Annotated in this window: 13 protein-coding genes; 8 read left to right on the top strand and 5 right to left on the bottom strand. The window is 55.0% G+C overall.

Going from position 1 to position 19,562, the window contains the following annotated elements; translation table 11 throughout:
• Positions 1 to 129 precede the first annotated feature (129 nt).
• From LOC70_RS23210 to LOC70_RS23185, 6 genes are all read left to right on the top strand, one after another.
• Complete coding sequence (locus LOC70_RS23210; RefSeq protein ID WP_230256441.1) at positions 130 to 1,449, top strand: MFS transporter; 1,320 nt, start codon at positions 130 to 132, stop codon at positions 1,447 to 1,449.
• Positions 1,446 to 2,492: a Gfo/Idh/MocA family protein gene (locus LOC70_RS23205; protein ID WP_230256440.1), complete on the top strand. Its 1,047-nt coding sequence runs from the start codon at positions 1,446 to 1,448 to the stop codon at positions 2,490 to 2,492. Before LOC70_RS23210 ends, LOC70_RS23205 begins: the two co-directional genes overlap by 4 nt.
• Positions 2,489 to 3,136, top strand: coding sequence for a cyclase family protein (locus tag LOC70_RS23200; RefSeq protein ID WP_230256439.1), 648 nt, complete (start codon positions 2,489 to 2,491; stop codon positions 3,134 to 3,136). The genes LOC70_RS23205 and LOC70_RS23200 overlap by 4 nt, the downstream gene beginning before the upstream one ends.
• Positions 3,137 to 3,205: 69 nt before the next feature.
• Positions 3,206 to 4,615, top strand: a complete 1,410-nt coding sequence (locus tag LOC70_RS23195) for a four-carbon acid sugar kinase family protein (RefSeq protein ID WP_230256438.1) — start codon at positions 3,206 to 3,208, stop codon at positions 4,613 to 4,615.
• Positions 4,616 to 4,680: 65 nt separating this feature from the next.
• The gene (locus LOC70_RS23190; RefSeq protein WP_230256437.1) at positions 4,681 to 5,097 is read left to right on the top strand and encodes a VOC family protein; all 417 of its coding nucleotides are present in this window, start codon (positions 4,681 to 4,683) and stop codon (positions 5,095 to 5,097) included.
• Between the two features lie 22 nt (positions 5,098 to 5,119).
• A complete protein-coding gene (locus LOC70_RS23185; protein ID WP_230256436.1) occupies positions 5,120 to 5,620 on the top strand; it encodes a hypothetical protein in 501 nt (166 codons plus the stop codon).
• Here LOC70_RS23185 and LOC70_RS23180 read toward each other — a convergent pair.
• The 5 genes from LOC70_RS23180 to LOC70_RS23160 all read right to left on the bottom strand — a co-directional run bounded on the left by LOC70_RS23180 (position 5,617) and on the right by LOC70_RS23160 (position 13,617).
• Positions 5,617 to 8,709 carry a PAS domain S-box protein gene (locus LOC70_RS23180; RefSeq protein ID WP_230256435.1) on the bottom strand — a complete coding sequence of 1,031 codons (3,093 nt, stop codon included), beginning with the start codon at positions 8,707 to 8,709 and terminating at the stop codon, positions 5,617 to 5,619. The genes LOC70_RS23185 and LOC70_RS23180 overlap by 4 nt on opposite strands.
• 52 nt (positions 8,710 to 8,761) lie before the next feature.
• Positions 8,762 to 9,187, bottom strand: a complete 426-nt coding sequence (locus tag LOC70_RS23175; RefSeq protein WP_230256434.1) for a response regulator — start codon at positions 9,185 to 9,187, stop codon at positions 8,762 to 8,764.
• Positions 9,188 to 9,429: 242 nt separating this feature from the next.
• Positions 9,430 to 11,922 (bottom strand): ABC transporter permease, encoded by a 2,493-nt coding sequence (locus tag LOC70_RS23170; RefSeq protein WP_230256492.1) that lies wholly within the window; start codon positions 11,920 to 11,922, stop codon positions 9,430 to 9,432.
• A 172-nt stretch (positions 11,923 to 12,094) separates the two neighbouring features.
• Positions 12,095 to 13,174 (bottom strand): ABC transporter ATP-binding protein, encoded by a 1,080-nt coding sequence (locus LOC70_RS23165; protein WP_230256433.1) that lies wholly within the window; start codon positions 13,172 to 13,174, stop codon positions 12,095 to 12,097.
• Positions 13,171 to 13,617: a hypothetical protein gene (locus LOC70_RS23160; RefSeq protein WP_230256432.1), complete on the bottom strand. Its 447-nt coding sequence runs from the start codon at positions 13,615 to 13,617 to the stop codon at positions 13,171 to 13,173. Before LOC70_RS23160 ends, LOC70_RS23165 begins: the two co-directional genes overlap by 4 nt.
• Before the next feature lie 255 nt (positions 13,618 to 13,872).
• Here LOC70_RS23160 and LOC70_RS23155 point away from each other — a divergent pair, with 255 nt between their 5' ends.
• Both LOC70_RS23155 and LOC70_RS23150 read left to right on the top strand, forming a co-directional pair.
• Positions 13,873 to 14,991: a sensor histidine kinase gene (locus tag LOC70_RS23155; RefSeq protein WP_230256431.1), complete on the top strand. Its 1,119-nt coding sequence runs from the start codon at positions 13,873 to 13,875 to the stop codon at positions 14,989 to 14,991.
• Between the two features lie 269 nt (positions 14,992 to 15,260).
• Positions 15,261 to 19,538 (top strand): FtsK/SpoIIIE domain-containing protein, encoded by a 4,278-nt coding sequence (locus tag LOC70_RS23150; protein ID WP_230256430.1) that lies wholly within the window; start codon positions 15,261 to 15,263, stop codon positions 19,536 to 19,538.
• The last annotated feature ends 24 nt before the right edge of the window (positions 19,539 to 19,562 follow it).

The raw sequence follows: 19,562 nt of genomic DNA, 5'->3' as shown, positions 1-19,562 counted from the left end.
TGCTGCGGAACGAGAAACCTTGTGTTCTCGTTCTTCACGTGAGACAGACCATTCGTCATCGAATGCGTCTTTCATCTCAACGGGCAGTGAAATCTACGCTGCCTCCGCCCTCGACTGCGAAAGACCGATATGCCCATCCGTTTCTTTTTGATTCTCGGCGCATTCCTGCTGTCCGTTCTGATGTGGGTTGATCGGGCATGCATCTCCGCCGCCAAAGACGACATGGCGATGGACCTTGGGTTCACTGACCAACAGATGGGTTGGGTCATGTCCTCTTTCGCATTGGGATACGCCTTGTTTCAAGTCCCCAGTGGCAAGCTGGCCGATCGCTTCGGGCCGCGAAAAGTGATGGCGGTTGTTTGCCTTGTTTGGTCGGCCTTTACGGTGTTGACCGGAGTGGTACGCGGCCTATTCGCCATGATCGGTCTGCGTTTCTTATTCGGAATGGGAGAATCGGGCGGCTATCCGACGTTGGCTCGCGCGTTCACCTCTTGGTTGCCCATGAACGAACGTGGCATCACGAACTCCATCAGTTTTTCAGGTGGACGGTTGGGGGCGGCACTCGCCATGCCCGGCGTGGTGTGGCTGATTGGAGCTTTGGGCGGATGGCAACAAACGTTCTGGTTCTTTGGAAGCCTTGGAATCCTTTTCGCCGTGATGTGGTTCCTTCTGTTTCGCGATTTGCCTGAAGAACACTTCGCGGTTTCAGAACAAGAGGCGAATCACATCATCGAATCGCGATCGCCAAAACGCGCGTCTCAAGAATCGGCGACTTTGGAAGAACCCGCGATTCGTTTCAGTGAGATGTTACGGTCGCCCAACATGCTGATGTTGATGTTTCAATATGTCGCGCACAACTTCACGTTCTTTTTCACTGTCAGTTGGTTCTTTCCCTACCTGAAACAACAGTATTCGCTCACCAACGAGCAAACCGGTCTCTATGCCGCGGCACCGTTGCTGTGCGGTGTTCTTGGAAATTGGTTGGCTGGCTTCACCGTCGACCGACTCTACAGCCAAAATCGTTGGAAGCTGTCCCGACGTTTGCCAGCCGCGGTTGGTTTCACTTTCGGTGCGATCGGGATGAGCTTGTGTGTGAACATGACGACGCCCATGTCCGCGGTCATTTGTATGTGCATCGCCATTTTTGGAAGCGACATGATCCTCAGTCCATCCTGGTCGACTTGCATGGATATCGGCGGAAAAAGTGCCGGCGCGGTCAGCGGTGCAATGAACATGGTCGGCAACCTGGGATCCTTCGCGACCTCATTGGCCTTTCCCTACTTGGTCGCCTATTTCAACGCTCACCAACCGTTCTTCTATCTCGCCGCGGCATTGAACTTGGTCGCGATTTTTCTTTGGTTCCGAATCAGTCCCGACCGTAGCATTGCCGACGAATTGGGGCTGCACAGGAATCCAGACGGTTCATCCAGCGCGGGAGCAACGACATGAGCGAAGATCCGCAAAAAATTCGACTGCGAGGTGCTGTTATTGGGGCGGGCTACTTCAGCCAATTCCATTATGACGCCTGGCAGCGTATGGATGACGTCGAAATGGTTGCTTGTTGTGACATGGATCTCGACAAAGCCAACACCATCGCAGAACAACATGGAATTCCCGCGGTCCACCAAGACTATCGACAGATGTTGGACGAACATCCGGTGGACTTTGTCGATGTCATCACTCGCCCGGACACCCACCTTCCGCTCTGCGATGAGATTTCCAGTCGCGGCCATGCGATCATTTGCCAGAAACCCCTGGCACCCAGCGTTCAGGAAGCCAATGAATTGGTCGACTTGATGCAGCAACGTGGGGTCCGCTTCATGGTTCACGAAAACTTTCGTTTCCAGCCATGGTATCGCGAAATGAAACGATTGATGGAGGCGGGCGTTATCGGAGATCGGCTGCATTCGATTTCGTTTCGAAATCGTGCGGGCGATGGACATGGGGACGACGCCTACTTGGCACGTCAGCCATATTTTCAAACGATGCCGAAGTTCCTTATTTTCGAAGCCGGCATTCACACCATCGACACGTTCCGATACCTCGGCGGCGAAATTTCGCAAACTTGGTGTTGGCATCGAAAACTGAACCCGGTCATCGCGGGGGAAGACACCGCGATTGGCGTTTTCAAGTTTGAAGACGGTGCGATGGGATTGTACGACGCCAACCGATTCAACGAATCCACCTCGAAGAACCCCCGTTACACCTTCGGCGAGGTGTTGTTGGAGGGAAATGAGGGATCGATCCGGCTATACGACGACGGGCGATTGACCATTCAGCCGTTGGGCGAGAAGGAACGTGATCACGACTATTCGCCCAGCCAACATGGTTTTGCGGGTGATTGTGTCTTTGCCACCCAGCGGCACTTCATTGATTGTCTAAGATCCGGCCAACCATTTGAAACGGATGGCCAGAGTTATCTAAAGAGTCTTGCCGTTCAGGAAGCCATGTACGCGTCGTCTCAATCCGGGAACTGGGAGACTCCTCAATGAAGGTCGTCGATCTGACGTTGACGCTGGAACCTGGAATGCGGGGCGTCGAATTTGAAAGCAAGTTCACGCTTGCGAAAGATGGATGGAATGCGAGCACACTTCATCTCTATTCGCACTGCGGAACGCACATGGATGCGCCGCTGCATTTCGAAGCTGCCCCGCAAACGATTGATCAAATTCCGATTGAGGATTGTCTGGGGCCGGCTTGGGTGGTGGACCTGACTCACCTCAAGCCTAAAACTCCAATCGAGGTGCATCACCTTCAAACCGTTGCCGATCAACATCGTCCCGGCGATGCATTGTTGTTTAGAACAGGTTGGAGTCGGCATGTTCACGACGCGGACTACTACCGAGACAACTTCCAACCAATCAGCCCTGAGTTGGCGACTTGGATGGTCGAACACAAGGTGCGTCTGATCGGCGTGGAACCGCCATCAGTTGCTGATGTCAACGACCTGCCCGCCGTGACGCTCGTCCACAAGATTTTGCTTGGGGGAAACGTGATCATCGTCGAAGGGCTAACGAACCTGGACACGATCACGGGCCCAAAGTGTTTGTTTGGGGCCATGCCGCTAAAAGTCGCTGGAGGTGATGGTGCTCCGTGCCGCGCCTTCGCAATTCTAGATGCTCCAATCGATCAATGATCTGCCAACGATCTGCGCGTTACCTCTCACTCAGCCTTTTCCGCCAGCACAACTCGCCGACTGCTCGCCATGTCTCTGACCCTCGAAAACGCTCTCGCGGGAGTTTCCGCTGAACGCTCCAGCTCTTTGTTGTCCGATATTCGGCAGCAGATGAAATCCGATTCGCGCAAAGTAGTGGTGCTGGATGATGACCCAACTGGTACTCAAACCGTTTACGACACTCCCGTCCGCACCACATGGGGCGTTAATGAATTGGTGAAATCGTTTGAGTCGGATCAGGCGATGTTCTACATCCTCACCAACTCAAGATCACTTCCCGAAGAAGCCGCCGTTGAACTCGCAAAAGAAATCGGAGCAAACCTCAACGAGGCATCCAAGCGAACTGGCCGACCTTTCGTGGTCATCAGTCGCAGCGATTCCACGTTGCGGGGTCACTACCCGGCTGAAGTCGATGCAATGGCTTCCGTCATCGGCATCTCCAACGCGGTTCACGTCATTGTTCCGTTCTTCTTGCAAGGCGGTCGTTTCACGATCAATGATGTTCACTACGTCGCCGAGGAAGACCGTCTCATCCCTGCTTCGGAAACTCCGTTTGCTCAGGACGCCGCCTTTGGTTTTCAGAATAGCGATCTGAGAGATTGGGCGGTTGAGAAACATCGTGGCGAGTTGGACCCAGCAAAGGTCCATTCGGTTTCGCTGGAGGAACTGCGGTCGGAGGACTTGAGTTCGCTCAGCGTGCGATTGACTCAGTTGCCACCTGGATCAGTATGCGTGGTGAATGCTGCGTCAATGCGAGACATCGAGGCCTTTGTTCACGCCGTCAGGACTGCCGAAGCCGCCGGGCAGACATTCATCTATCGGACGGCGGCGAGTTTCGTCCAAGCTTTCGCGGGGCTCGAACCACGGGAACTGCTGACGACAGAAGAAATGGTCGATCCGAGCTCCGAGACCGGTTTGGTCGTCGTTGGTTCGTACGTTCCCAAAACCACGCAGCAGCTCGCTCACCTGCTGGAAAACAGCATGGACGTGAAATCCGTTGTGTTGGACGTCGATCGTTTGCTTCAGGACGAGTCGAAGAACTACCTGGACACCGTCGTCGATGAAGTCAACCGATGCTTGCAAACCAACCATGTTGTGTTGTCGTCTTCGCGTCGACTGATCACGGGAGCGGACGCTGCTGCCAGTCTTTCGATCGGCAACCGAGTTTCCGCGGCGTTGGTGTCGATCGTTGAGCGATTGAATCAACGCCCGAGATTCTTGATCGCCAAGGGAGGGATCACGTCCAGCGATGTTGCCACCAAGGGACTTCACGCAAAAGAGGCGATGGTTCTTGGGCAAATCTTACCGGGGATTCCCGTTTGGAAAATGCCTGACCACAGTCGCTTTCCTGGAATGGCCTACGTCGTTTTCCCTGGTAATGTCGGTGGTAAAGAAGCCCTCTTGGAGGCTTTCAACAAACTCGCAAACACGACGAGCTAGCGTCCTCGATGCTCGATGACGGCTTACCAATCTTCTATGAAAATAAACATTGGATCTTAACCACGATGTCGCAACCGCCTCTCTTTCACCGTTTGGATCACATCGCTATCGTCGTGCGTGATACGGACGAAGCCCTGGCGTTCTACCGTGACCAGTTGGGGCTTTCGGTATTGATCGATGAACGGATTGAATCAGGGCAAGTTCGTTTGACCCATTTGGACATGGGGAACTTGCACCTTCAATTGGTCCAGCCACTCACGGAGGACCATCCGTTGCAAGAACATCTCAAACAACGTGGTGAGGCTTTGCATCACTTGTGCTTTGAGTGCGACGATGTCAAAAAAACGTTTGACCAATTGAGCGATCGAAGCATGAAGCCGAAGAGCGAGACGCCTCATGACGGTGTGCTTGGAAAGAAAGCTGGCTTCATCGATCCGCAAACCACTCGAGGCGTCGTTTGGGAGATGACGGGACCTCAGTGAGCGAACAACTGGGTACAGGCGAATGCGTCACTCGAATGCCCGCGACGTATGGTTGCTACTCGGTGGAATGCTTGTCGGCTGGGTCGTGATGATTGAGTCACACGAGTTTGGACATTTGATCGGCGGATGGGTCTCCGGAGCAACATTGGTCACGGTCGATTTAGCACCGTGGCGATTGCCTTACTCGATTCACGCTCCCGACCCCAACCCCTTGGTGACTCTCTGGGCCGGTCCAGTTTTGGGCGTTCTCGTGCCGGTCACCACCGCGATGCTGCTGGGTCATCGATTCGCGTGGTTCCTCGCGAATTTTTGTCTGTTGGCCAATGGGACCTATATGGCGGTTGGGTGGTTCGCGGGCGACGCTCAGTTGGATTCGTCACGACTGCTTCAGAATGGAACGCCCGCGTGGTTGCTTGGCCTTTATTGCTTCGCCACGATTCCGCTGGGGTATCACCGATTCCGGCGAGATTGCATCCACCTTTTATCGCCAGCGATGAACGATCGTTCTGACGACGCAATTTAAGAAATCAGAGTTGAATTGAGTGGTCCAGCGTCAGTGCTGTTTGAAACAGGAGCCCCGATCATTGCATTTTCGGATGTCTCCTGATTCGTCGGCAATCGGACGGTAAAGCAAGTCCCTTGCGAGGGCGTTGAATCGACCTGAATCGAACCGTGATGTTGATTGACAACAACGTCATAGGCGATCGCGAGTCCTTGCCCGGTCCCCTTTCCAACTTCTTTGGTCGTGAAGAATGGATCGAACACCCGGCGTCGAACGTCTTCCGGCATCCCATCTCCTGAATCTCGCACCTTGATGCAAACGTGATCGCCTTCGTTGACCGTCGAAACGGTGATCTTGCCGAGTTCGTCTGGTTCCTTGCCGACTTTTTCCCCAATTGCATCGGCTGAGTTCACGACCAGGTTCAAAATGACTTGGCTCATCGGCGCCGCATACATCGGCAGCAAATCAATCGTATCGTCCAATTGAAACTCAAGTTCCGCGACATATTTCCAGTGATTTCTGGCCACTGTTGTCGCGTCATGGACCAGTTGGTTCAGATTGGTCAGTTGTTTGGCGGCCGATCCAGGATGCGACATTGTTTTCATCGCGCGGACGATTTCGATCACTCGGTTCGACGCATCATGCGCCTCCTCAATCGATTCGCTGATGTCGATCTTCAGATCATCGAAGCGACATTTCTTCTCGGCCATGCGTATGGTCTCGTCGTCGTTGACAATCTGCTCACCGACGCCCCCAACTTTGCGATAGGCCTCGGTCAACGAGAACACTTTTTCGACGGCACTGCTGAGGTACTCAACGTTTCCAAACACACATTGCATTGGCGTGTTGATCTCGTGAGCTACACCGGCCGCCAATTGACCGATGCTTTCCAGCTTTTGAGTTTGAGACAGTTGGCGACGCATCTGATTTTTGCTCGAGATGTCCCGAACCACCGCTTGCATGTACTCTTCGCCTGACAATCGAAATGCGGCGACAGAAATATCACACTCGAACGTTCGTCCATCCTTGGATTGATGAGTCCATTCGAAATGCAACGCCCCCTTTTCATGAATTTTCTCGATGAGCTGATGCCCCAAAACTTCTGACAGCTCACCGCCGGGTTGATACTCCGGCGACAAACTGACCACATTGGTTCCGGAGATCTCTTCCACCGAATCAAATCCATACATCTCGAGTGCTCGCGGGTTGCAGTCCACAATTTCCGCACCACGCAAGAACAAGAATCCGTCCTGCGATGTCTTGAAAATGGCTTGCGAACGCTTTTCGCTCTCGACCAGTGCGAGCTCGACCCGTTTGCGTTCGTTGATTTCCATCGTTGTACCAGCCATTACGGTGGCAACTCCGTTCTCATCTCGAGAGAGTGCCTGTCCGCGAGCGAACAGCCAGTTGTAGTTTCCGTCCTCCAACAGGCAACGCCATTCAATTTCGAAGTATTCGGTTTCGCCTGCGATACAACGATCAATATTTCGCTTCACCTCAGCCAAGTCGCCTCGGTAGATTCGGTCAAACCAGACTTCGATCTTGTCGCCATCCGGGTCGCTGGTGTGTCCGGTGATGCTCTCGCAACGACTGTCGTAAGTGACGATTCCACTTTCAATATCCCAATCCCACAAAGACATCTTCCCGCCGTCCAAGGCATATTGCGTCCGGCGGTTGGCTCGTTCCAACCCTTCCGCCGCCAGGCGCGAATCGGAGACATCATTTTCGATGGAGAGGTAACCCAGCATGTAACCTTCGTCATCGTACAACGGCTGAATATCGAGATAGACCCAATACAAAGTGCCGTCTTTCTTCTTGTTCAGTAACTCGCCACAGAATCCCTCTTTTGCGTTCAGCGCACTGCGGATCTGATTGACGGTGTTGCTGTCAGTTTGTTCGCACTGAAGAATCCTGCCCGGGACTTTGCCGACCACTTCTTCCAATGTGTATCCCGTAATGCGGGTGAAGCCTTCGTTGACCCAGGTGATTCTTCGCTCGTTATCGGTGATGATCACCCCGTTGGTCGTCCGCTTCGCGACCATGGCCAAGCGGCGAAGATCAAGCGTCATCCGATCAGCCATTTTGCGGGCCCGGTACGCGCTGACTCCCAGCAGCAACACCAATGCCGAGACCAACAACGTGCAACAGCCGCCACCCAACCCAACGGCCCAAACCGTGGAAGGCACCGTGGTTGAGAAACGCGAAGTGGGGTAAACATCGATTCGCCAAACTTGTTTTCCGGACTTTTCCAGCAATGTCCTTTTCATCCGCGGGAAGTCCGCATTTGGTTTGCTGGCACTGGCGATGAGCTGAAAGGCACGCCCGTCTTCCTCCACGATCGACAACTTGTACCCTAATTCGCCTTCGGTGATGGCGTCCAAACCACCGAACAATGACTCGGTGTCGACCGCCATTCCAACCCATCCCAAGATGTTCGCGAGGCGTTCTTCTTCGTTGGATGGGTTGCCATGATAGTGAGGGACAAACCACAGAAAGCCGGCGGCATCGGGTGCGTCACTGACAAGTTGCAGACGTGGAGAGATACACGCATCGCCAGTTCTGGCGGCCAATTCTGCGGTCGCTCGACGCACCTTTTCCGTGGACATGTCCAGTCCGATCAGGTGGCTGTATCGAGTGTCGCTTTCGATGAACTTGATAAGGAAGCGACCAGGAACCAACGCTGCTTCCGAAGGGATTTGGCCTTCGACGCCAGCATCGCTCGGGGTGAACACTTTCCAACTTGGCAGATCATAGTCAGCCAGTTCCTCCTTGAATGCTTGGATTGCATCAGGCGTATCGGGAACGACCTCCAAGTATCCAAACGCCGCCGCGTCCAACACATCGTCTTTCATTCGGATGCGTTGAATCAATTGATTGAACTCGTCGAATTCGACCCGCTCACGAGCTGAGAAGAGGCACTGAACTGCAATCAAACCAAGTTCATTTTCCTTCATCCGTCGCTGGTATTCGCTCTGGACTTTGTCTGCCAAGCGATCAAAACGCTGATGATCATGTCGTAGCGCGCTATGGCGAACGACCTCCATCGTCGCGAATGTCGCGAGGAAGCCGATCACAAGCGTGATCAACGCCAGAAAAACGAACCGTTTCATTGAATTGAGTCCTATCCACTGGATGACTTTTGCATCGCGAATCCAATCGCGACTAGACGGAGGTGACTTGCCTCGATCGCTCGATTGGATTTGGATTGGAATTCTCGGCACTGCGGATGGCATCTTCGATCGACTCGATGATTTCATCTCGAGGACAAGGTTTGTTTAGCAGTCGAAACGCGTTGCAATCGTTCTTCGCACGCAGTTCGCTTTCCTCGTCCTGGTTGCCAGTCAGAATGATGCACGGCAATCGCGGGTGCCCCGTTTCCACACGATTGACCAATTCGACACCATCCATCTGTGGCATACGCATGTCGCTGACGAGACAGTCAAACGGCCCCTCGTTTGACAAAATCTCTAGCGCTGCTTGCCCGGAATTTGCGACTTCCACGTCATAGACGTCCCCGAGACTGCGCCGCATGACACGCAAAATGATTGCGTCGTCATCAACGAACAACACTCGTTTGTGTTCGCACATAGCAATGCCCCTCTTACTCTTCCGAAATTGAATGAATGGTGGTTGGGGCTGATCAAACCTACCCCTTCATTTCGGGCGTGGTGGTCGCGTACCGACTGATTGTGCGGTTGCTCTTCTTTCCTAGTCGTCGAAAACACGACAACCGTTACCACCCACAATCACACACGCGACGTTTGCGCATTAACGCAATCACTCTGAAGCGACTTGGTCAGGCAAATGCGACCCGTCGCGAAAGAAACTTTCTAGAAATCGCTGCGGGCAAAATAAAGGCAGCTCAGGCTCAACATCACCACGATGAAAACGCCGCAACTGAGGATGGGACGGAGGATTCCATAGCGGACCACTTCGCCGGTCTCCATGTCGCCGCCGTTGATGATGAAGGCCTGTTTCCCGGAAACCATCCCAGCCGTGGTGTCGCCGAGTGCGAGGACTTGGGGCGTGAGAAGCTCCAGCAACCCCACGGCGTAACGATCAATTCGACGCCAAAACGATCGTTCCGGTTCGATTGTTTCCATCAGTTCAAACCGTCCCTTTTCCGCTTTTGATGTCCGATAGATACTGATCCGATCGACATCATGAGCCAGAGCCAAACGCACGACCTCTTCCGTGTCGGACGCGTCGACAAGAACCGATTCAATGTCATCGGTATTGATTGTTGAAATGATCTCGAGCCAACCATCACCAGACTCGTCGGCGACAACCCGCATGAGATGGCCGTCACCGTCGGTCGTGACAACAAAGAATTGATTCTCTGCGATCGCATGAATCGCCAGAGGAGCAATCTCATTGGGCCATTCGCATTGAATCAATTCTTCGCCCGTTTCGGCGTCGATCACATGGGCTTGCTCATCCCCGGTGCTCGCGATGACGTATTTCGATGCCGCCGCCAAGACCGGTGGCAACGGCGTGTCATCGTGGGGCAGGTCGACGTTGACGGTTCGCAACCAGACGTTCGCAACCGGATCTCCATCTGCTTGCAAGCACTGCAACTGACCGCCGTTCAAGACCCACAACTTGGCTTCCGAATCAGAGTCAGACTTCGCGCCACCCGTCAAAGGCAACGCCAGTCGAATGGGTGGACGCAAAACGACATTCTTTGGCAGGATCGAAACGAAATCCTCCGTTGCGCCACCTTGCATGGTCATCAGTGTCCCCAACCAAGCTCCAATTGAATTGGATGAAGCGCCTCTTGGTGACCGGCCTTCACCATCAGGTGTCGCAGAGTTGTCATCCGCATCATCTTCCGGTTCCTTGCCGATCGATTCCAAAATTTGACCGTTGGTGGTGATCAACATGTCGGCTGTATTGATCGCCAGTGTTTGTCCTGAACCGGATGCTTCGTTTCGGTTGATGACCATCAGACGCTCGGTGGCCGTCGGCAAACGCAACCCTGGCTGTGGCTTCCAATCGTTGCCGCGATCCAGCACGATCAAATCCAACGAGCCGGAGCCAAACGGATTGAACTTACCGTTTCGAATTCGTGCGGTGAGCACATGGTCATTGTCGATCGCGACGGGACGTAGAACGCGATCGTTGGACATGGCTTTGCTTTCCATCATCTCGACCCAGCGCGAACCGTCTTCGTCGAGACGATTCATGCCGCCACCGGCCGTCACCGCAATCAGATCGTCACCCACATGAACCATGCCGGCGATTCGATCCGGTTGAACAATGCGAGTATCAAAAACGCCCGCGATGACGCTGAAGACAACGCAGATCGCCGCCAGAGCACCGGCTGCGGCGATCGAGATGATTGGCGAACGCCACTTCAGTCCTGCTGGTACGGAAACACTGAAGAAAACTGCAAAGAGGAACACCGCGACCGGAATGCACCACAAAATCCTGGGGTTCCATATCTCCAGTCGGATCCCAGCGATCAAGTACAACCCAATGACCAGTTGTGCAACGCAAAGGAACACAAATGCGCACCCGCCCACAAATTTTGCGATCAACAGAGCGGGCCGCGATACGGGCTTGCTCAGCAACAAGTGCAAAGAACCGGCTTGCAGCATGTCAGGGATAATCGATGCCGTGACCAACACGCCTAAGAAAACCAGCACGAAACCGAGCAACCAGTGCACAAGCGTCGGAATCACAAACTGATTGAAAAGCGATTCAAAACGCGCACGGTCGATCTCAAATCCTGTCGGAAAGTCCAGCGTGCCGTAGGTCAGCAAGACTGAACGAGCACTTCTCGCCTCGAAGACTCCCGGCAAAGCAGCTTCCACTCGCAAACGTGCGCGGCGTCGGATCAACGAATCGGAAAGTTCATCGTCCGGTGTGTCATCCAATTCGCGGAGCTCCCTGAGGCGAACCGTTTCTGACCAAACGTTTGCGTCGTACCAAGATTGTTTGGGTTGCTGTTGTGCTTCGTCGCCATCGATTTCATCCACCGCGTCCTGATCCGATCTCAGCTCCTTGTACTGCTGATCGATCAAATCGTTCAACGCGTCCGTCAACATTGGCAAGGGAATGCGGACCTCGTCGCCTTCACCAACGCGTTTGAGCTTGCGAGACAGTTCCTCGGGCATCGCACTGGCAATTCGTCCCAAAGGCTTGTCGTCCAGACTCGGATCAACCATGCCCTGTGCCAACATGGCTTTCATGCGAGTCCCGTTGTAGACATCGAACCAACGGAACGTTGTGGTGTAGTCTTCTCGAACACCGATCGGTGCCAGCAAACCCAACAGAACCCAGATGGCCAGCATCGCAGCCCACAACACACGCGAAGCCATCGCGGCGTGAAACGAGTCCCAGATGACGGCGAAATACGGACGCCAATTCAACGTCAGACTCCTGTTTCAAAATTCACGAAGTACGGGGCAAAGATTCAGAGGTCGACGAAAACATCGCGAAAAAAAAGATCCGAGTTGATCGCTCGCTTCGTTTCTCAAGTCAACGCAGCTCTCAGTTCAACACGTCCGGCTCCACGGGCGAGTGTGCCTGTCGAACCAGTTGCATGAATGTGTCTTCCAGCGTGTGCCGATGCGGTTGCAACATCAGGATTGATGCTTGGTATTCACGAATCACATCGACCGTCGCATCCACATCGGATTGGTCATCACAACTCAGTTGTACTCGCCAACGATCGGTGTCCGGACTGGAACGCACCAATTGCCACGCCGCATCCGACCCCATCATCGGTTCCAACTCCGATTGCAGTGTCTCCAACCGCGATCGTTCTACCTCCAAGTCCATGTGGATCGTTAACGACGACGTTGGGACTTCGAGGCCCGGGCCGCTCAACTGCCCGATGGGTCCCGAAGCCAGAACTCGTCCCTTGGCCATGATGGCCAAATGAGTGCAGACCAATTCGACTTCGTGCAAGATGTGACTGTTGAGGAAGATTGTTTTTCCCGAATCACGCAGTCGCTCAATAACGCGTCGAACTTCCGAACGTCCGACCGGATCCAGTCCATCCGTGGGTTCGTCCAGAACGAGCAAGTCCGGATCGTGCATCAAGGCTTGTGCGAGTCCCAGACGTTGCAACATGCCCTTGCTGAACCGCTTCACCGATTCTCGGTCTCGACCTTCCAAACCGACCAGCTTCAACAACTCGTCACTGCGTTGTTGGATAATTGCCGCGTCCAAACCGCTGAGTCGACCGTAGTACTTCAGCGCGGTGCGTGCGGTGTGATGACGGTCGACCCGAAGCGATTCAGGTAGGTAGCCAACGCGTCGGCGCGCCGCGGCGGAACCGGCGGGAAGCCCGAACAACGACGCTGATCCGCCCGTTGAACGAATGACACCGAGCAAGATCTTGATCAGCGTTGTCTTGCCCGCGCCATTGGGCCCCAGCAAACCAAACACTTGTCCGGCGTCGGCGTGCAAGGTGACGCCAGACAACGCCTGCACCTGTCCGCTTTTGAGCCACCCGCTTCGATAGACTTTTTTCAGTCCGTCCACCGCGACGATCGTCCCGGCGACGCTGGGTTCAGCTTCCGGGACAGTTGCGTCCTCCATCGGATCGGCGACGGTCGAACTCACGCGAGCAAATTTCTCAGCGTCAAAGCGATCAGGGTGGCAGCGGCAACTGCGATCACTCCGGCGATCAACAAGCGATGTGCAGGATGCCCCCAGCTCGGCCGGCTGACTTCGCGGTCGTACAGGCAGCGAAATCGCTCTCGCTCTTGGGGGGTGTCAAAAACGCCGTCCTCCACCAATTCCAACAATCCAAATTGAACCTGGTATTCGACCACGCCAAAGATGTCCTGTCGGTGATGGCCTTCATCGACGCCGCGACCTTCGAAGTACCACAATTGGTTGCCGAAATTGTTCTCCGATTCGGCTCGATCGTCGACGCATTGCAACCGCACGATTTCGCTCGTGTCGGGACAGAACCGTACCTTGGCGAGTGCGCGGACGCTGTCCAGCCGAACCTGCTGAAGAGTTCTCTCGGAATACTGTCGTTTTTGCGCTTCGGCACGCATGATCCTAACCCCGCGTGGCTTTTCAGGAGACGGCCGCCTCCAATTGTGTCATTATTGCCGCTTGGGCAACTGGCGTCATGGCCGGAGCCGAAATTTTGGAGAACTTTTGAGGAGTTCTTTCCGCCACTTCGCACACCTCTGACCAACGTCCCCGCCCGATAGCAAACCGCAGGAGAATGGACGACGCAATTCGCGGGCCGCCTGAATTGCAAAAAGAAATCCGACGACATCCCGAATCTTGATGCTTGAGCAGCAATGAGTTCGGATGTCACACCCCCCATCACCGCAAGCCGCGAAACGATTCGTCTCGCGACTGACCGAATCAAGTTCCGACCCGAGAAAGGCTCGACCATCGTTCCTCCCATTCATCACCGACCGTTGACGTTGCGAACTCCCGTCACGCTGGGAGTCGTGATGATCGTGCTCGTCGTTCTTTTGACCGCCGTTTGGATCAGCGGAACGGTCTGGGGTGCGGTGCGCAACGATTCTTCATCGGGAATGTTCTGGGTCATGTTGGGTGCGGGAGCCCCGTTGTTGGTCGCTGTGCTTGCAGGGGTGATCGCTTACCTGACACTGTCTGTCAAAGCGTTCAACTTGAACCGCCGACAATCGAACTTCATCGATTCAGTCACGCATGAACTCAAGAGTCCCATCGCGTCGCTCAAGCTGTACCTTCAAACGATGACGCGGCATGAGGTCAGCCTGGATCAGCAAGCCGAGTTCCACAACATCATGCTGGAGGATGTGGAGCGTTTGGACAATTTGATCAACCACCTGTTGGATGCGGCGCGAGTGGAACGTGGTGGTGAAGCTTACGAGGCCGCGGATCTGGACTTGGCCACCGTTTTGACGAACTGTGCTCAAGGAGCCTGTGTTCGTCACAAAATGCCGATCGAAGTCGTCGAAATTGAGTGCCCACCGATCCTGGTTCATGCACCGGTCGTCCAAGTCGAAATTCTGTTTCGAAACCTGATCGACAATGCGATCAAATACGGTGGCTCGCCACCGCGAGTCCGGTTGTCCGCGAAGTGCACCTCGGGCGGCGATGTGGTGGTTTCCGTTCTCGACAACGGGACCGGAATCCCAGCCAACCTAAGGCGGAAAGTGTTTGGTCGCTTTGTGCGTTTGGGAAACGAATTGGAACGCAGCAAGCAAGGTACCGGTTTGGGACTGTACCTAGTACGTAACGTGACCCAAGCCCTTGGCGGACGCATCAATATTCAAGATGGGTATTGGGAGACCGAATCAACGTCCAGCGATGCCGGTTCGACTCCTCAAACTCAACAGCAAGGAACTCGGATCGACGTGACCTTGCCCAAAGCATGTCTCGCTGCCGCAGATGAGCTTCCAATACCGACAACCCCGAACGACTGATCAACCGATTCGTGGCAACCACCTCGACTCGGCGCGAATTCGATGTTGTGCGAGATCGCAGTGGGCAACTCCTTTGCTCAACGTCAAATCGCTTTCAGTCGGTCAAGATCCTCTGCGATGCGAATCCGCTGGGACATCGCCGGCACGCGGGGACATTTTTGACACATTTTGTCACTCAGGCTGAACGCTCAAATTTCTGCCTGCTCCAGCGAAGTTTTGGTCCCCATGTAGGAACACGTCCAATATCCAGATGAAGTAGAATCGACTACATGAAAGACAACGCTGTTTCGCCCGCTCTGCTCTTTGCTCCGGAACGACAACACCGTCTGCTTCATGGATTGATCAAACGGGTCGCCGATTCTCGCGAAGAACATTCTCGCCTGGTTCGCCAACAAGGTGACCAACACGCTGATCTCGAACAGCAATTGGCGGAACAACTCGCGGCGATCAAACAGAACTGCAACGCCGATCGTCTCAGCACGCTCAAACAGTGGGATGTGGCTCAAGAAAAGGCCATCGAAGCCTACGAACAGGCCACCTTGAAAACACGCGACGAGCTGCGTCGCTGCTCCGCCAAGTTTCGCCGCCAGTTGGCCGAGGAAGAAGCCGCCATCAATGGCAAAGTCGAGAAGCGTTTGATCGCTGTCCAAAGCCAATACGACGCTCGCAAAGACCAGCCGAAAAAGCTTGCCAAGAAAGAGCACCAGCAACTCGACGAAGCTTTGGCGGAATCCGATGCGGACATTGAGTGGGCGAGAGCGCTGACGATTCGCCGGTTGAATCGGTTGCTCGATGTCCAAACGCCGAAAGATCTCTATTCGGAATTTGGCGAAACGCGTCCCGAGAGCGTCGTTGACTCGGTCGAACTGATTCGACGACAAAACCGACGTCTCAAGAGCACCGTCGCAGAGATGCAAACGGGATTTGCAGCCCACGTTGTCGACGCGGTTTACTACCTGCCGAGCTTGGTGGCGTTTCTGTTGCTGATCTTCGCTGGCACGTCGATCTTGATGCGGGCGGAACCGCTCATCCATTACCTGATCGGCAGCGTCGTTGTGTCGGGTCTGATCGGCTTCACTTGCTACCTGATTTTGATGTGGCCACTGCGCCGCATGACTCGATCGCTGCACCCCGTGACTGAGCGGAATCGGTTGACTTCCCAAGACGCCGTCCAACATGCCAAACGAATATCAACCGCCGCCGCAAAGAAAGCGTCGCAAGAATTGGTGCAACAGCGTGACAGTCACGTAAAAGAAGCCAAAAGTTGGCAAGCCAAACAACTTCAAACGGCACGGAACGATCTTGCCGCGAAGCAACAGGCGGAAGAGACACGTCTCAAAGAGCAATTGCTACGAATTGACACCCAGTTCCGAAGCGGCTTTGAGGAGCTGCAACGAACGATGCGAGAACGAGCGGACCAGACCGCTACGCAGATCAATCAAAAGCTCTCTCAATCCGACGCCGCGGCGGGCCAAACATTGCAAGCGGTCGCGCAGCAGCATCAACACACGCTCGAATCGCTGGCCAGCCGACTGGAAAACGGTTTGCAACGCGGGATGACCCGGATCATGGCCGCGAACGATTTGGTTGAGTACCGCTACCCACACTGGGACGAATTGCTGACGGACCCACCACCTGTTCACGCAAGCTTGGACTTCTTGCCGTTGGGTTCGCTTCGCTTAGGCCAGCGTCTGAAGAGGCAGTTCGATTCCGCCTTGGGACTGGAGCAACCGTCCGCACACGATCACTCTGCGACCAAAAACGGGGCTGCCCAAAACGGGGCGACTAACAACCGGACAGCCAAACCACGAATTTTGGATCAGCTCGCGGTGCCGGACACGATGCCGATTGCCATGCATCGTCGGCAACACAGTGGCGTGATCATCGAAGCCCCCACTGCCCATGTCGAAGACGGCTTAAAGATCGCTCACCAATTGCTCTGGCGTCTGCTCAGCGCGGCCCCGCCGGGGAAAGCCCACGTGACGTTGATTGATCCGGCGGGTCGCGGCCAGAACTTTTCCAGCTTCCTCGCCCTCGCTGATTTCGATCCAAACTTGATCCATCATCGAGTCTGGACCAACGGAGATCAGATCACCGCTCGTATTGCTGAGATCAGCCATCACGCGGAAAACGTTTTGCAGTCTTGCCTGCGGGACGAGTACGAACGACTGGAAGACTACAACGCGGTGGCGGGCTCATTGGCTCAGCCCTACGAAGCAATTTCCGCAGTCGGCTTTCCCGATGGGCTTTCTCGTGAATCGTATGCACATCTCAATTCGCTAATTCGCAGCGGCATCCGATGTGGCGTGTTTGTGATTTTGGTGGTCGACAGCAAACACGAATGGCCGGCCGACATGCCGATGTTCGATCATCCGAACCTCCTTCGGATCAAGTACGGCGAACTGGGTTTGGACTCCGGCGAAGAAAAGTTGCGAAAGGATCCTTCAGTGGCCTTCGATGGTTTGGAAAGATCCACCCTCGGCTCGGACCCTGCACCTGCTGAGGACGGAATCATCCCAATCGGATCCCGTCAACGAGTTCGTTTGCTCGATGAAGGCGTGACCGCCGGACACTGGCGTCTGCTCAACGCTGGCTTGGACGAGTTTGAGTTTTGGCCGGCCCCCGAACCGATGCCGCAAGACCGGTCCGCATTGATCCATCGGATTGGACGTCAAGCACAAGAAGCCGCCCAGGTCGTCGTGCCATTGCTGTCGTTGTTCCCCGACGGCCGAATGCCGAGTGGCGAAGCAACCCACAGCGCCTCCGACGGACTCGCGATCACCATTGGCAGCTCCGGTGCGGGGCGTAACCGAACGCTTACTCTGGGCGAAGGCGTCCGCCAACATGTTCTTATCGCAGGCAAAACCGGTTCCGGTAAGAGCACCCTCCTGCACAGCATCGTGACCTCCGGCGCGGCACAGTACACTCCGGACGAGCTGCAATTCTATTTGCTGGACTTTAAGAAAGGCGTCGAGTTCAAGATCTACGCCGATTCACGGCTGCCTCACGCTCGCGTGATTGGCATCGAAAGCGAACGTGAATTTGGACGCAGCGTGCTGCAGCGATTGGACACTGAACTCAGCACTCGAGGCGAGCTGTTCCGAGAAGCCGGGGTTCAGGAGTTGGAGGCTTACCGAAACGTGCGACCAGAAAAGGTCATGCCGCGAATCATGTTGGTTGTCGATGAATTTCAAGAACTCTTCACGCGAGACGACACGCTAGCAGCAGACTGCACCACATTGCTGGATCGATTGGTTCGCCAAGGCCGCTCGTTCGGGATTCACATCGTTCTCAGCAGCCAATCACTGGCCGGAGCGAACAGCTTACCACGAGCCACGCTGGGACAAATGGCCGTTCGAATCGCAATGCAGTGCAGCGAATCGGACGCCGCCTTGATCCTGTCGGACGACAACACCGCCGCCCGCCTGATCTCACGCCCCGGGGAAGCGATTTACAATGACGAAAGCGGTTTGATCGAAGGCAACCAGCCGTTCCAAGTTGCTTACCTGGATTCTGCACAACAGTCGGACTTGCTGGAACAAATTGTTCAACGAGATGAAAACTGGCAACGTGAATTGGGACCTGCCGTCGTGTTCGAAGGCAATCGTCCTGGCCGGTTCACCGCAGAAATGGCGCAGCAGACAATCGAATCATCCTCTGCCACCGATCGTTTCGTCGGCTTGTTGGGCGAAGCCGTCGAACTTGGCCCGCCCTGCGGCTTGCGATTGCAACCCACAACGGGACGCAACGCATTGATCGTCGTCGGTGCTCGCAACCGCCCCAGTTTGCTGGCCAGCCTGCTCGTCACCGCGAGAACGCACTCGCCCGAGACGCATTTCCTGTTGTTCGATGGTGCGAGGGCGGAGGAGGGCGAGTCGGCATCCCAGTGGTTGATGGAAAAACAGATCGGCAACGAACTTTTGCGGCCGCGGGATGCGGAACCCGCGATGGTGCAGCTCTCTCATTTCGTCAATCGGCGACTTGGTAACCCATCCGGCGCCACGGACGCGACCCAATCCTCACCGTCGACCGCATTCAGCTTGGATGGTGGAAACCTCGTTGCGTCCGAAGAATCGAACGACGTGATCCAGCCACTACAAGGGTTGCCCGAGAATGACGATGCACCGGTCGTGATTCTCCTCGACGGGCTCGATCGTTTTCGGGACCTGCGGCAGTCGGATTCCATGGGATTCTCATTGGATTCTGCATCAAAAATCACCGGCTGCGACGCGTTGCAAACCGTCCTTCGGGAAGGTCCCGCGGTCAACGTCTTCACGATTCTAACGCTGCCCTCCGCCGAAACGCTCGGTCGCTGGCTGCCACGACAAAGTCACCATGATTTGGAACTACGGATCGTGGGTCCGTTGAATGCCGGCGACTCATCCTTGTTGATTGACTCGCCGGCCGCGTCGGATCTGTCGGCTGCGACGATGATTCTGTACGATGATTCGGATGGCCGAACAACGAAATTCCGATTGTGCGTTTTGCCCACCGCGGGCGAATGCCTCACCCTACAAGCGAACTCTGAATCGCAAACAAACTCCTAGCATTCCGTTGGCTCAAGGAGTCCA

Origin of the sequence: Rhodopirellula halodulae, from assembly GCF_020966775.1 — a bacterium.
GTDB lineage: Bacteria > Planctomycetota > Planctomycetia > Pirellulales > Pirellulaceae > Rhodopirellula > Rhodopirellula halodulae.
This window is presented reverse-complemented; position numbering and strand designations above follow the sequence as displayed.